A 14363-nucleotide genomic window follows, 5' to 3' on the forward strand; every position below is an offset into this window, starting at 1 on the left:
TGTTTTATCTTTTCGTCAACATCGCTTGCATAAAAATAGATTCTATATCTATTTTTTTAGATATAAAATCTATTTTTTCAGATTATATCATAATATTTAACCAGCGGTTTAATTTACTATTATTTCATGAAGTACAATTTCCTCCGCACAAGCCCAGATATTATTCATTCTCCCAACCCATGCCATCTGATCCTGCATCTTCAATTCTTCTGTTACTCCCTGTTCTTCTTTCATCTGCTCCACCAACCTGTCCATCATCTGATGACACTCCTCATCAATCTGGTGTAGATGCTCATTCAGTTTTCCGGCAAGTACCAGCTCCAGATACAGCCCTTTCCGATGTCCTTTTAAATACGTCCTTCGTAACATTCCATACTTCCCAATCGGATACTCCGTCTCCTCCGGGAGGTACAGGTCTGGATAATACAGACCGTCCTCTCCCAAAGTATAGCTGATTCCGTTTTCTCCCATAATGTGTTTCTCCATGATTTTGTCCTCCTATCTTGCCCCTAGGTCCTTACTCTGGCTTCGGGTGCGTTGCATGTTTTTCTGTTCCTGCTCTATTTTCTTTCTGTTTGCTGCCAGCTTTTCCCTGACACCATGTGGCTGTGGCTCTGGCTCTTTTCCGGTTTCCTGTTTCCATTGTGCGATTGCCTTCTGATACTGACTATACTCGGGCTTTGCAGTTTTGAAGTCTTTCAGAAATTCCTGTACATTTCTATAGCCGACTTTCTGTACAATCTTCGGAAGATAATCTTTCATGTTCCTGATCTGGCTTGTCAGATCGTCAATTTCTTCCTGTAATTCTTTTTTCTTTCTTCCTTTAAACCAGCCTTTGATCTCAGACAGTTCTTTTTTCTTTGCAGAACGCTGTTTCTCTTTCTTATAAATTGCATTATTCTGCTGTTCCAGTTCATTGTAAATCTTATAGAATCTCGGATATTTTGATGCCATTCTTGTCATTTCCGGCTGTTTCGGTTCTGGCAATCTTTCCACTGGCTCGTTAATTTCTGCTTCTGTTCGCCCTGTTTCTGGCATTACGGTCCGCATTTCAGAAACATCTGTTTTCTGTAATTCTTCTTTCTGTTCCAATGATTCCTTATACTTTTTCACAAGTACGCTTTCTATCATCAGTTCCAATGCCTCAATCGCCATCGTAACAACTTTTGCAAATAAGTTTGGTTTTCTTCCTTTCCGGGAAATTGCACTCTTGATTGGTTCTGAAATCCTTTTTTGTTTCACTTCCATAATCTGTGGTTCTGGAATGCCACTGATCAGTGCCATATCAACTGCCCGATTCCATTCCTGGCGTTTCCGATTATTCGCTTCGATTTCCGATGCCTTAGGATTACACTTTCCAATTTTCTTTGTTGCAAGATAAACACTGCCACGTTGAAATACCTGCAGCTTCTGGTTTTCATCTTTCATATAAAGATTAATCAGATCAGTATAGGAACGCTTCACTTCATCCAGGAAAGAATTGCTTTTAAACCGTTCATCTTTAACTGTAAACAACTTCTTCTCATAAATCTCGCCCTTCTTTACAATGTGACAGCCTTCCCGGATTTCTCCGTCTTCTCCTAATATTTCTTTCTTGGTTCGGACATGTTTTCCATTTTCATCATAAAACATATTTCTACTGGCAGTCTTAATGATTGGTTCATCCAATAGCCTCCGTTCTGCAAATATCAAATGAATGTGATAATTGGTCTTTCTTTTATTGTGGTGCAAAGCAGCGATACACTCCGCTCCATAATTCTGTTTAAAATGATTTGTAAAAAGCTGCAGCAGTCTGTCCGGCTGATATTCTGTAAAACTCTCTGGCAAAGCAATGATCAATTCTCTTGCCTCAATACATTTTCCTTCTGTTCCACTTTTTGCAAATTCTTCCTGATTACATTTTGCAAGTTCCCGCCAGAATTTCCGTTCTGTGGTTTCATAAACCGCATAAAGGTTTTCCTGTTTTGCATGACTGGATATATAAGTGATCCTGCCTTTTACATTGCTTAGTTTTGTCATTTGAATAAATGAGTTTCTTCCGATAGGCACTCCCTCCTTGTCTCCGGCAAAGTAAATTCTGCTATATTTTTTGTGAGTGGATGCTCAGGCATTCGTTTACGAACTTATTGCCGTATCCGGCATTTTAGCTCCCGGCAGGGCGAAATACCCTTGAGCATAAAACACATTTTTGTGCGATGGGTGTATTTCGCTCTCAAGCGCCGAGGGCTTTGATAAATACTGCCTGTAACAACTACTGTCCGGCTTATGCTTTTCATCTTGGGCGTATCCGCCCAGTTTTTATGCCCGTATCCGGGCTATTTTTTCTTTCTGACAACAGATTATCTATTTCGCTTTCTTCTATTTCCCTGTCAGATTTAATCTGGTATTCTTGCCCGAATATATTCCAGATCTCCGCAGTATGGTGTTCCTACCAGATACCATTCTCTCGCCAGATTCATTTCCATTCTTGTCTGTACCCACTGGTCGTCCACCAGTACTTCCATACATTCTCCGCAATGAAATCCTGTATCAATCCACAAATCCATTACCAGTAATCCATATCTACCATTTTCACAGTTATATCCTAATCTTCCTTCTCTCATTGCATCGTTCTCCTTTATCCATCATTTTCCGGGTTTCCAACACACTTTCGACTTCACATTCCAGACTTCTCCTTGTCTGCTATCTACAGGTGCGTGTCACGCTCCTGTTATAAAGTAATCAAGCAGAATTGTTACCAGCGAAAACTCTCCGGTACTCCGCATTTATCCAAATATTCCTGCCTTGCCTTTTCCCGTTCTTCCTCTGTTGCTGCTGTTTTAAAAGTTGTATAAAGCTCTCGTTTTACCATGCTGTCCAGCTTTTCCATCAATGCTTTTTCAATTTCCGGTAAATAATCTTCATTTCCGGCAAGATGGTACTGAAACAGAGCTAACAGCAAATCTTTTGGTATCTGTACCTGCGTTTTTTTCTCCATATTTTTCCTTTCCGTGACGGTCGTGACGATAGTGACGATATTTTCACTACCGACACGCTATCTAAAATACCGTCACAACCGTCACATATCGTCACGCTGTTGTTCCTACAAAAGTCAGTCTGATTTTTCTTCCATCATGTCCTCGCTCTGTTTTATACTGGATTCCATATTCCAGAAGCAGTCGTTCCAGGCTGACATTCAATTTTCTTGATAATGCGTTAGGCTGCATCTCTACCTGCAGAAGTTTTACCAGTTCCGTTGCTGTTCCCGTCCATTCCGGCTGTTCGTCTGTTACCAGTTCTTTGATTTTTTCAAGCAATGGATCTTCTGGTTCTTTCCAAAGTTCTGTTTCTGTTTTAGTTAATTCCCAGACGCATCTTTCTCGATTAAAATTCAAGTACAGCTTCTGATCCTGTTGGTCTCTTCCTGCCACCTCCAAAACTGCCTTGTTATCTGTCCGTTTTTCTTTCTGCATGACGAATGCTCCATCCGCCGCTCCCAGCAGTCCATTCGTACCGGAAATCATATCAAAGCTGTCTGAGGATTCCATTTTTCTTGTGTGATGCACCACCAGAAAGCAGATTCCATAATGGTCACTGAATGCTTTCAGCTTCGTCACAATCTCATAGTTGCTGGCGTAGCTGAATTTATCTCCACCAACCTCCCGGACTTTTTGAAGCGTATCAATAATAATGAGCCTTGCGTCCTTATGCTCTGTTACAAACTGCACAAGCTGTTGTTCCAATCCGGCATTTAATGATTTGGACTTTGTAGCAAAATAAAAGTTCTCACTGCCTTCCATTCCGAACATCTGTGATAATCGTTTCTGCAACCTTGCATAATCGTCTTCCAGTGCCAGATACAGAACCGTTCCCTGTCTCACCGAAAATCCCCACAATGGAATTCCTTTACTAATGTGATACCCAATCTGTGCCATAAAGAAAGATTTTCCAATTTTCGGTAAACCTACAAACAGATACGTTCCGTTATACAAAAGTCCATCTACGATTGGCAGCTTTGGCGGATATGCCGTATCATACAATTCCATCATAGAAACTGTTTCCAGTTCATCCGGATTCCTTTTATTTACTGATTTTGCTGTATTTTCCGCATTATTTGTGGCTTGCAGATTGCCCTTACCGGGCAAATCTGCTATACTTTGGTTAGTTAATTTATTACTTGATGGCTGTTCCACATCTGCGCCAACAGATGTTACCGGAACAGTCATTTTTTCTTTTGCTGTCATTCCTTTTCCCCTTTCACTCCGTTTAAGATTTCTGCAAACAATCGCAGGGTACTCAGCAATTCCTCATTCTCATCACTGCACTTTTCCAGATGTTTCAGCTCGTCATAAATCTCTGCCATCTGATTTCGCAATGCTTTATACACTCTTGGATTTCCCTGTACCACAATTTCCCGATCAGTTAATCGTTTTGTGATATACTCCTGCTTGCTGAGTCCTGACAACCGGACACATGCATCAATCTGCTCTGCTTCTACCGGTAATACCCGGAATGCTACGATTTTGTTTCTCCATCTTCCTTTACTGTCCAGATTTTTCTCCATTTGATTTTTCCATCCTTTCAATATCCAGCTGTTCTGCCATCTGTGTCTGCTCACTTGGAAACAGATGTGCATATCGGTAAGTGATATCAATGCTCTCATGTCCCATTCGGTCTGCGATTGCTAATACCGTAAATCCCATATTGATTAATAACGATACATGGGAATGTCTCAAGTCATGCACTCGAATTCGTTTCACCCCAGATATTTTTGAGCCTCTGTTCATTTCATGATGCAGATAAGATTTGGAAATTGTGAAAATCCGTTCGTCCTCTTTCGGCTCATACAGCATTTTCAGATAATCCTGCATCTCATCACACAAAAACTGTGGCATCTTAATGGTTCGATTACTTTTTAATGTCTTTGGCGGTGTAATCACATCTTCCCGATGCAGTCTCTGATAGGACTTGTTAATCCGTAGTGTATGCGTTTCAAAATTGAAATCTGCTGGTGTAATTGCTAATAACTCGCCCATGCGAAGCCCACACCAATAAAGTATTTCAAACGCATAATAGGAAACAGGCTTATCCATCATGACATCTGCAAATTTCAGATATTCTTCTTTTGTCCAGAACAGCATTTCCCTGTGTTCCTCTTTTCCCATATTTCCGGCTTTCTGTGCCGGATTAGATGGAAGATGATAAAAATTTACTGCATGATTGAAAATAGCACTTAACTGACTGTGAATTTTCTGCAGATAAGCAGCGGAATACGGTTTTCCATTTGGCTGACGGATCGCTAGCAGTTCATTCTGCCATACAATAATATCTCTTGGCTCAATTTCCCCCATCTTACGCTTTCCGAAATAAGGAAGAATTTTAGTTCTGGCAATATTTGTCTTCGTTCCCCAGGTGTTATCACGAATTCGATTTTGCATATCCTCCACATAAATCTCGTAAAAGCTTTCGAAGGTCATATCCAGTTTGGCTTCTTTCTTCAGCAGTAGCTCTCGTTCCCACATCTGTGCTTCTCGTTTTGTAGGAAATCCTCTTTTCGACGACTGGTGTGTTTCCCCTGTCCAATCAGTATAACGATAGACCACTCGCCACTTTCCAGTGGCATTATCTTTGTAAATACTCATACAAATTCTCCTCTCTCTTACACTTCGCTGTAACATACTTTTTTGCGGAAATAATTGGTGTTTACTCTGCCAGCTACCGTAAGATAACCCAGCTTCTGTAATTCATCATTTAACTGTTTGACAATCTTATAAGCATAAGACTTGGAAACTCCCAGATCCGCTGCAACTTCTTCTACTGTCATAAAAGTTCTGTTCGTCACATCGCATCTCTCCTCTCTATATTAACGTAATTTGTTTAAGCTATTGCATTCGCATAATACTAAACATTTTAATTTAAGTCAAGTGATTTTATGAGAATATTAAATTTTTTTGTTTAAGTTCTTCTTGCTATCCGAAAGTGCTCATGCTATACTGAACCTAAACAGAATTGTTTTATTTTCTATCACAATTAATTATGACAACACGAATGACTACTATAAGGAGGCAAACAAAAATGGCAATCGGACAACGTATCAAATATTTTCGTAACCGCATCGGCATGACACAAAAGCAACTCGGAGAACAACTGGGATTCATGGGAAAAACCTCAGATGTCCGCATGGCTCAGTATGAATCTGAAGCCAGAGTTCCTAAGATTGATCTTGTAAAACAAATGTCTCAGATCTTTGGTGTCAACACACATGCTTTAACCGTGCCCGATATTGATACCCATATAGGTCTGATGCATACACTATTTGCACTGGAAGATATGTATGATCTGAAGGTAAAAAATGTAGATGGACAACCTCATCTCTGCCTTGACTCTTCCATATCTGCTCCCGGCTCATCTGTCGATGAAATGTTTCGTGCATGGATGGAACAAGCTGACAAACTGGAAAACGGTGAAATCAGCAAGGAAGAATATGATGAATGGAGATATAAGTACCCGGAACTGGATACTTACCAGAAACGTGCCAAGGTACCATCTCAGGAGCTGAGTAATTACCTCGTAAAAGAATTGACTAAAAAAGAAAAATAAAAGAAGAGACTAGAAAAACCTTACCGATATTCAGTTTTTTTACTTCTGAAAATCAGTAAGGTTTCTTTATATACGTTATGAAATAAAATTTATATCTTTTGAATAATTACAAAATGTTGCCATTTTGTTGCCAATCACTAAGCAAATTTGCTTGCAACCCGCATAAATACTGGTTTCTCGTGACTGTGTGGACTATTCAAACTCTACAAAGACTAACGCTTTTTGTTTAGGAATTATTCTCTGTAATGTTTCTCGTTCTTTTGATTATTTGATATATCCATATTATCCTGCCTATACGAGCTAATGTTATCATTTTGTTATCGGCATTGATAACACCTACTCGATAACTGTGGATAATAACTATATGTAGCATGTCAAATTATAAGCTATTTTGCTTAGAGATTCAACACAAAACTGAAATTTTACTTTTCCTTATATTCATCTGGTATTGCTATTTGAAATGTTTCACACAACAGCATCACATCATGCACATCATTTTTATCGTGTTCATATCCCAAATGAAGCATTACCTGACTCAATGGTTCAATACAAGAAACAGTTATATCTCCAACTTTTCCAATACCGGAAAAAGTTTTTGATGGAAATATATCTCCCTCATAAACAATTCCGTCATCTGTAAATTCAAAACAATGTAAATCAATGATTCTTTGTTTATCATCTTTCCAGACAGTATGACCATCCGTTGTATAATCAGTATTTACTTCCTCAAATCCATGCTGCTTAATCACATAAATATAATCATGATAATGTTTCAGTTCAACAAACAAATCAATATCATTGTGTATTCTTGATTCTCTTTTAAGAAGTGCATCAACACCCCATCCGCCATCTAAATATACTTTAATTTCGTTTTGCAAAGCATATTTTATAATTTCACATGCATCTTCTGTACGTACCATAATCTATCCTCCAAATTCAAATCTTTGTATGCTTTCCAACTCACTAAAAGCCTGAAATTTGTCAGTCTTTCATCCTTTTTGTTATCAATCACCAATTAGCTGTAATCCATTAGGATTTAGCTGATATATTTTATCGCACACCTCTTCAATATACTTTCTATCGTGAGAAATGCTAATGACAGCCCCCGGAAATTCTCGGAGCATTTTTCTTATTACCGGACCGGACAATGGTGAAAAATTTCTTGTCGGTTCATCCAGAATAAGAACATTTGCACCACTTAAGCTCATCCTCAAGAGAAGCACTTTCGCCTTTTGTCCGCCTGATAACTCCCGAATCGGATGCTCCATTTCATCTGGTGTGTATTTAAGTGAACCAAGGTATGTTCTAATTCTTGTACGCTCTTCTTTATCTCCTGTTTTATCAAGGTAATCAACCGGTGTAACATCCAAATCCAGCAGGTCTTCATAAGTTTGAGGCATATATTCTGCTTTAATGTCATTCCGATTTAGGAGTTCTTCCGCTATCTTTTTTAGAAGAGTCGTTTTTCCTGCCCCGTTGGCTCCTATCATACAGATTTTTTCTGAACCTTTTATTTTTAAATGAATTCCTTCTGCTAAAATTCTTTTGCCATCCGGAGTCACAAGCTTTGAAAGTTCATATTCTATGACCGTTTTTCCTGCGGGAATGTGTGAGTTTTCATCCCCTAATTTGACAAAGATTGCTTCTTCCTGTTCCGGCATCTGAGTCATATTTTCATCTTCTTTTTCAAATCTTCGTTCCATTGCCTTAACCGTATGCATTTTGTCCTTTAAGTTTTTGGCAACAGACGGTGCTTGTCTGGTACAACTTCTTAATGCACCTTGTACACTCTGCATAACTCTTTGATATTTTTCATCGCGAATCTTTTTCTCCCTACGGTCACTCAGTGCCCGCTGTTTTTGGATTTCAAATTTATGAAGCCGTTCTTCCACATAGCGTCTATAGGGAAGCTTTGCCACGGTATATCTCGCCTTTGTTTTTCGTATAATCTGCTCGATATGTATCACCATGTTGGCAGTACGCTCTATCAGCGTTTCATCGTGTGAAATAAAAAGCACAATGTGCTTCCAGTCATTTATGATTTTTTCCAGTAATGTAAGCGTCGCAATGTCGATGTCATTGGAAGGTTCGTCCAACAACAGCACAGAAACATCGCGAATGAAAAGCCTCATAAGTTGTGTCTTGACTTTTTCGCCTCCTGAAAGACTACCCATTGTCTGGTTACTGTAGAAAAAATCATTTTTCATTCCAAATTTTCCCGCAATAACAGACAATTCTTTAGGCGTTTTCTCCCAGAATATTTCCTCTTCAGAAAAATATTCGTATATTGTTTTTTCCTTATCTTCATCGAGCATCTCCTGCGGAAGATAACCAAGACGTTCGTGTCCCATTATCCTTTCCCCATCTGCTTCTATATAGTTTTCTACAAGCGACGGATTGTATATCCACTTCATTAATGTCGATTTCCCATTTCCCTCTTCTCCAATAATAACTGCCTTATCTCCATCATTTAGCACAAGGTTGAAATCATTAAGAATTATTCTCAGGTCTTTTTTATGTGTTAAATTTAATTTTTTTATCTGCAACATTAAAGTTTCTCCTTTTCGAAGTCTGAGCCAATTATTATTTTGAACACACAAAAACGAGTCTTTTTTGCATACGCAAAAATAGACTCGCTAAATAGCCCCTTATTTCTTTTCCAAAAGGAAAACAAAGGAAATGCCTCTTGCGATAATCCAACTTAAGCGTACACAAAACAAACCTATTCTCTACAGGCTCAATAACTATATGTGTCTTACTTAAATCAAATTATCTATTAATCATTTCCTCACCTTACACAAAATGTGCCTTTCTTTCTTCTAATGGCAATACTATCATACTGTATTTTTTGTGTCAATACATTTCACCTTATGGAAGTGCAAATTAAAATTTTCACTTCCTAATTATACATCCAACCATTACGAAATTCAATCTTTCACAACCTCTTTACAACCACAACCACAGCACTCCAGCAAACGCAGGAGCACCATACCGTAAAACGCTTATGTGTAAATCAACTCCGTTCCTACAACTTCCCTCACACAAGCCTGAATATTATTCATTCTTCCAATCCATTCGTAGGGATTATCTTTCTTTAATTGTTCCGTCACATCTTGTCTGTCGGCATATTCCTTTACCAGTCGAAGAAACATATCCTCTGCTTGCTTATCGACTTCTGCAAGATAACTATGCAGCTTTCCGCTTGTCAGCAGGTTCATATATAACACTTTATAGTGTTCCTTTAAATGCCTTGCATGTCGTTTCCCCCATAAACCAATCGGCTCTATTTCTTCTTCGGCTGGTACTGTGATGTTCGGCAATAAATAATCACCCACCTGTCTATAAGTTCCGCCCATTTCTTCAAAAATTGTCTTTGTCATTTTCCTTTTCCTCCTGTGATTTTTGTCTATCGTGATCGTGTATTATCACGCTTGCGACCTTTAACTGTTCTTGCCTGCTCCAACAAATCATCTATCTGTTTGCGACCAAAAACCTTACGGAGCAGGCTGTAATCTTTATTTTCTGCTTTTAGGATTTTGTTTTCTTCGGTCAATCTTTCATTGACTTTCTCCAAACGCTGATTGGTGCGGTATAACTGTGCATTCGCTGTATTCAGCCTATGATAGTTGTCCCACCCCTCAAAGCAGCGGGCAAGCACCGTTTTGACAAGTTGCTTCAATTTCCTTACAACCGGCTCTGCCATTTTGGTTTTATATGCCTTTGCAGTCATAAATTTCTCTGGTTCTGGCAACTGATATTTCGGTGCAGTATCAAGCTCTATTTCAAGATTTGACAGCTCGTCTTTTGCCTTATCATAGTTCAATACTCGTTCCGACAACACATCAAATTCAATCTGTTTCTGCTCGATTTTCGCACCTAATGCCGCCACTTCTTTTTCTCTTTCCTGCTTTTTATAATCCAAAACAGAAAGATGTTTTTCGTGTGTGCCTAAATGTTCCCACTCAATCCCATAACGTTCCATCACCGCCGCAAGCTGTTCTTTTTCGGACTGTATCCATTGCGACCACTCCGTATCGCCACGACTGCCGCCCTTAAAACCTTGCGTTGCAAGAGCCTGCTTTAGTGACACTCTTGTATCAAGTCCACGCTTGCTGCCTGTGGTAAAAGGTACAAAATCTATGTGCAGATGTGGTGTAGCTTCATCCATATGCAGATGAGCCGAGAACACCCGAAGCTGTGGATTTCGCTCCTGAAAACCCTGATAGTATTCATCTAAAATCTGCTTTGCCAGTTCTCCGTTTTCCGTATCGGCGTTCATATTTCCCTTACCGCCCACCTGTAAAATGATTTCGTGGAACGGTTTTTCCTGCTTGGAACTTCGGATTTTTTCATAATAATCTTTTATCTTTCGGTCTGACCTTATCTGCTTGGCATTGTATCTTTCCAATGCTTCATCAAACAATTCGTGATAAACTGTCTTTATATTTTCATTGCAGTAGTCGATATTGAGATGAGTACGAGTTCCGTCTACATTTTCTGCTCGGAACTTTCGGCTATTGTGATTGACCGAGCCTTTACCGACCATTGCACTTATCGTTCTCTGCATTTTTTCATCTCCCATCTGTAAATTTCAACATTCTCAGGTTTTGTTACTTTTGTCAAAAGTAACGCAAAAGCACTTTTGACGGGTACACCCATCAAAAATGCGACCTGTAAACAGGTTTTGCGTTCTCCGAAGGCTCTCCGAGGGGTGAGCGTGTGCCGGTGGCACACACGCCTGCGAACCGACCGAGCCAGCAGGCGAGACCAAAGAGCCGCCTTTGAAAAGGCACTCTCTGCACACTCCCCTAAACTTTATCCGGTGTCAAAGTGTGACGATGGTGACAATGTTTTTCACAGCGTGCTGCTCTCAAAAACATTGACACCTTTGACACCGTTTGTCACGCCGTCTGCTCGGTTTCTTTCCAAAGTGAAACCTTTCTTCCGTCGTGTGTGCGGCTGTTCTGATAACGGATACCGTAATCACGAAACAGCCTGCTTGCGTTGATACTGAGCCTTAAAGAAAGTACATTCGGCTTTATATCCACCGCAAGCCTTTCGCAAAGTTCCGAAGCAGTTCCTTCCCATCTGTCACTTTCCGAAAAGAGCGTATCCGCTATCTTCTCAAGCAGAGGTTCGGGCGGTTCTTTCCACATCTCCGTTTCCGATTTTGCAAAGTTCCACACCAATCGCTCGCTGTCCCTTACAAGATGGATTTTCATATCCTGCTGGTCTCTGCCAGCAACATCAAGTGTGGCATTGTTGGAAGTACGCTTGTCCTTACTGAGAACAAATGCACCGTCTGCCGCACCCATCAGACCATTCGTGCCTGAAATCATATCGAATATATCTTCCGATTTTTGTTTGCGTGTATGATGAACAATAAGCATTGAAACCTTGTAACTGTCTGCCAACGCTTTCAGCCTTGCCACAACATCATAATCACTTGCGTAGCTGTAATCTGCTCCGCCTGCTTCACGCACACGCTTTAAGGTGTCTATGATAATCAAGCCTGTGTCTGGGTGTTCCCTCATAAACCCTCTTATCTGTTCTTCCAGTCCGCCATTGACCGTTTTACATTCCGTTGCGAAATACAGATTGCCTGTCTCCTTTGCACCGAACATCTGAAACAATCGCTTCTGCAAACGTGGGTAATCATCTTCAAGGGCAAAATAAAGCACCGTTGCCTTACGCACCTTATACTCCCAAAGCGGTGTGCCTGTGCTGATATGATAGGCAAGCTGTGCCATCATAAAGCTCTTTCCCACTTTCGGGGAACCTACGAAAAGGTAAGTTCCCCTTTGGAGCAGACCGTCGATAAGTGGTGTCTGAACCTCAAACACCGTATCATACAGCGTTGTCATTGATACTGTTTTCAGATAGGAAGGGTCTAACTGTCTGAGTATTTCCCTTTGCATTTCTTCAAAAGATTGCTCGTACCCCTTGAAATCCGTATCCTGATTGACTATACTATTGTCAGTACATTTGGAAAGTGACTGTTCCGCATCTGTTGCCGCAGATACATTTGGAATAGTCATTTCTTTTTTATTCTCCATTCGCATCCTCTCCTTTCAAACCGCCGAGAATAATGGAAATCAGTTCTATTACACTCAGCAGTTCATCATCCACACCTTTTCCTGCTTCAATCCTTTTCAGTTCCGCAAGGACTGTGGCAAATTCCGTTTTCAACGCCTTATACACTCTCGGATTGCCCTGTACCACCACATCCTGATTTAAGCAACGGCGGTAACAATACTCCTGTTTTGGCAATCCTGATAGAGCTACAGCTCTGTTAATGAGTTCGTTTTCTTCGGGCGATACTCGAAACCCTACTGTGATATTCCTCCAACGATTTTTGTTATCTCTGTTCTTAGCTGACATTTTCAAAATCTCCTTTCCCTAAATCATCTAATTTTTCTGCCATCTCAATCTGCTTTGACGGAAAGAGGTGTGCGTACTGATAAGTAATATCAATACTTTCGTGACCAACTCGGTCAGCAATCGCCACCGCAGAAAAGCCCATATCAATCAAGAGTGAAATGTGGCTGTGACGGAGATCGTGAATGCGGATACGCTTCACGCCTGCCGCCTTTGCCCCTCTGTCCATCTCGTGATGAAGATAGCTTTTCGTCACCGTAAAGATACGGTCTTTCTTCTTCAATCCGTAAAGCATACCGAGATATTCTTTCATTTCCTCACACAGAAACTTCGGCATTTTAATCGTGCGGTTGCTCTTTTTCGTTTTCGGAGAAGTAATCACATCCTGCCCTTTCAAACGCTGATAGGATTTATTGATTGTGACTGTTTCCTTATCAAAGTTGAAATCTGCCGGAGTCAAAGCTAACAGCTCGCCCTCTCGGATACCGCACCAGTAAAGCATTTCAAACGCATAAAAGGAAACAGGCTTGTCCATCATCTCAAAAGAGAATTTCTTGTATTCTTCCTTTGTCCAGAACAGCATTTCCTTGTGTTCCTCACGTCCCATATTTCCCACCTTTGCCGCAGGATTGGAACGCAGTTCATAGTAGCGGACAGCGTGATTGAAAATGGCGGACAACTGATTGTGCAGCGTTTTCAGATACGTCTGTGAATAAGGCTTTTTCTTCTCATCACGATAGGCAAGCATTTCATTCTGCCAAGTAATAATCTCCTTTGTGGAAATCTCGCTGATTTTCAGTTTCCCGAAATACGGAAGTATCTTTGTGCGTATGATATGCTCTTTGGTAAGCCACGTGTTTTCCTTCAAACGGTTCTTCACATCATTGATATAAAGCTCCGTAAAGGCTTCAAAACTCATATCAAGGTCTGAAGAAGTCTGCAATTTGAACATTCTTTCCCATTCCTGTGCTTCTCGTTTGGTAGCAAAGCCACGCTTGCATTTCTGCTTGCGTTCCCCTTTCCAGTTCACATACCTTGCCATCACATACCAAGTACCGTTATCTTCATTCTTAAATACCGGCATTTACATTTCCCCCTTTCCTGCTCCGTAGAGCCTTTCGTAAAAATACTGGCGATTTACACGCCCTGCAATCGTAATAAAGCCCTTTGCTTTCAATTCCTCATTTAATTGTCTGATGAGTTTATATGCATAAGGTTTTGATACGTTTAGTTCCTGAGCCACATCTTCGGCTCGGATAAATCTGTTTTCCATATCCTTTTTCTTCCTTTCTTAAAATAATTTTTTGCTTGCCGCTTTCTCCGTGTTAAAGTTCCAACAGGCACTCCTGCTTGTCGGCAGGCGCTGTGCTGTCCCAATGCACCGCAGTACATCAGGCGCTCGCTCG

17 protein-coding genes are annotated in these 14363 nt (G+C 40.5%); 1 reads left to right on the forward strand and 16 read right to left on the reverse strand.

Features of this window, described 5'->3' with window-relative positions; genetic code table 11:
* Positions 1–108 precede the first annotated feature (108 nt).
* From DWZ76_RS06345 to DWZ76_RS06380, 8 genes are all read right to left on the reverse strand, one after another.
* A complete protein-coding gene (locus DWZ76_RS06345) occupies positions 109–486 on the reverse strand; it encodes a TnpV protein (RefSeq protein ID WP_118472197.1) in 378 nt (125 codons plus the stop codon).
* 12 nt (positions 487–498) lie between these two features.
* On the reverse strand, positions 499–2019 hold the full coding sequence (locus DWZ76_RS06350; protein ID WP_182430793.1) for a MobA/MobL family protein: 1521 nt from the start codon (positions 2017–2019) through the stop codon (positions 499–501).
* Positions 2020–2375: 356 nt separating this feature from the next.
* Entirely contained in the window at positions 2376–2603 is a 228-nt protein-coding gene (locus DWZ76_RS06355) for a DUF5348 domain-containing protein (RefSeq protein WP_118472198.1), read from the reverse strand.
* A 131-nt stretch (positions 2604–2734) separates the two neighbouring features.
* Positions 2735–2977: a complexin-2 gene (locus DWZ76_RS06360; RefSeq protein ID WP_118472199.1), complete on the reverse strand. Its 243-nt coding sequence runs from the start codon at positions 2975–2977 to the stop codon at positions 2735–2737.
* A gap of 91 nt (positions 2978–3068) precedes the next feature.
* Positions 3069–4223, reverse strand: coding sequence for an AAA family ATPase (locus DWZ76_RS06365; RefSeq protein ID WP_118472200.1), 1155 nt, complete (start codon positions 4221–4223; stop codon positions 3069–3071).
* A complete protein-coding gene (locus DWZ76_RS06370) occupies positions 4220–4543 on the reverse strand; it encodes a mobilization protein (protein WP_118472201.1) in 324 nt (107 codons plus the stop codon). Before DWZ76_RS06370 ends, DWZ76_RS06365 begins: the two co-directional genes overlap by 4 nt.
* On the reverse strand, positions 4521–5621 hold the full coding sequence (locus DWZ76_RS06375; protein ID WP_118472202.1) for a site-specific integrase: 1101 nt from the start codon (positions 5619–5621) through the stop codon (positions 4521–4523). Before DWZ76_RS06375 ends, DWZ76_RS06370 begins: the two co-directional genes overlap by 23 nt.
* Positions 5622–5638: 17 nt before the next feature.
* Positions 5639–5821, reverse strand: a complete 183-nt coding sequence (locus DWZ76_RS06380; RefSeq protein ID WP_118472203.1) for a DNA-binding protein — start codon at positions 5819–5821, stop codon at positions 5639–5641.
* Positions 5822–6054: 233 nt separating this feature from the next.
* Between DWZ76_RS06380 and DWZ76_RS06385 the strand changes: the two genes are divergently transcribed.
* Positions 6055–6579 (forward strand): helix-turn-helix transcriptional regulator, encoded by a 525-nt coding sequence (locus tag DWZ76_RS06385; protein ID WP_118472204.1) that lies wholly within the window; start codon positions 6055–6057, stop codon positions 6577–6579.
* A gap of 422 nt (positions 6580–7001) precedes the next feature.
* On the opposite strand, the gene DWZ76_RS06390 is transcribed toward DWZ76_RS06385, so the two are convergent.
* From DWZ76_RS06390 to DWZ76_RS06425, 8 genes are all read right to left on the reverse strand, one after another.
* Entirely contained in the window at positions 7002–7499 is a 498-nt protein-coding gene (locus DWZ76_RS06390) for an aminoglycoside nucleotidyltransferase (RefSeq protein WP_009247521.1), read from the reverse strand.
* Positions 7500–7583: 84 nt separating this feature from the next.
* Positions 7584–9128, reverse strand: coding sequence for an ATP-binding cassette domain-containing protein (locus DWZ76_RS06395; protein ID WP_009247522.1), 1545 nt, complete (start codon positions 9126–9128; stop codon positions 7584–7586).
* Between the two features lie 453 nt (positions 9129–9581).
* The gene (locus DWZ76_RS06400; RefSeq protein WP_009247523.1) at positions 9582–9959 is read right to left on the reverse strand and encodes a TnpV protein; all 378 of its coding nucleotides are present in this window, start codon (positions 9957–9959) and stop codon (positions 9582–9584) included.
* 26 nt (positions 9960–9985) lie between these two features.
* Complete coding sequence (locus DWZ76_RS06405; RefSeq protein ID WP_009247524.1) at positions 9986–11146, reverse strand: plasmid recombination protein; 1161 nt, start codon at positions 11144–11146, stop codon at positions 9986–9988.
* 334 nt (positions 11147–11480) lie between these two features.
* Positions 11481–12635 carry an AAA family ATPase gene (locus tag DWZ76_RS06410; protein ID WP_009247525.1) on the reverse strand — a complete coding sequence of 385 codons (1155 nt, stop codon included), beginning with the start codon at positions 12633–12635 and terminating at the stop codon, positions 11481–11483.
* Positions 12625–12960: a hypothetical protein gene (locus DWZ76_RS06415; protein ID WP_009247526.1), complete on the reverse strand. Its 336-nt coding sequence runs from the start codon at positions 12958–12960 to the stop codon at positions 12625–12627. Before DWZ76_RS06415 ends, DWZ76_RS06410 begins: the two co-directional genes overlap by 11 nt.
* The gene (locus DWZ76_RS06420; protein ID WP_009247527.1) at positions 12950–14041 is read right to left on the reverse strand and encodes a site-specific integrase; all 1092 of its coding nucleotides are present in this window, start codon (positions 14039–14041) and stop codon (positions 12950–12952) included. The genes DWZ76_RS06415 and DWZ76_RS06420 overlap by 11 nt, the downstream gene beginning before the upstream one ends.
* Complete coding sequence (locus DWZ76_RS06425; RefSeq protein ID WP_009247528.1) at positions 14042–14230, reverse strand: transcriptional regulator; 189 nt, start codon at positions 14228–14230, stop codon at positions 14042–14044. It lies immediately after the preceding gene.
* Positions 14231–14363: the final 133 nt, after the last annotated feature.

Origin of the sequence: Clostridium sp. AF35-15, from assembly GCF_003477745.1 — a bacterium.
Classification (GTDB): Bacteria; Bacillota; Clostridia; order Lachnospirales; family Lachnospiraceae; genus Otoolea; species Otoolea fessa.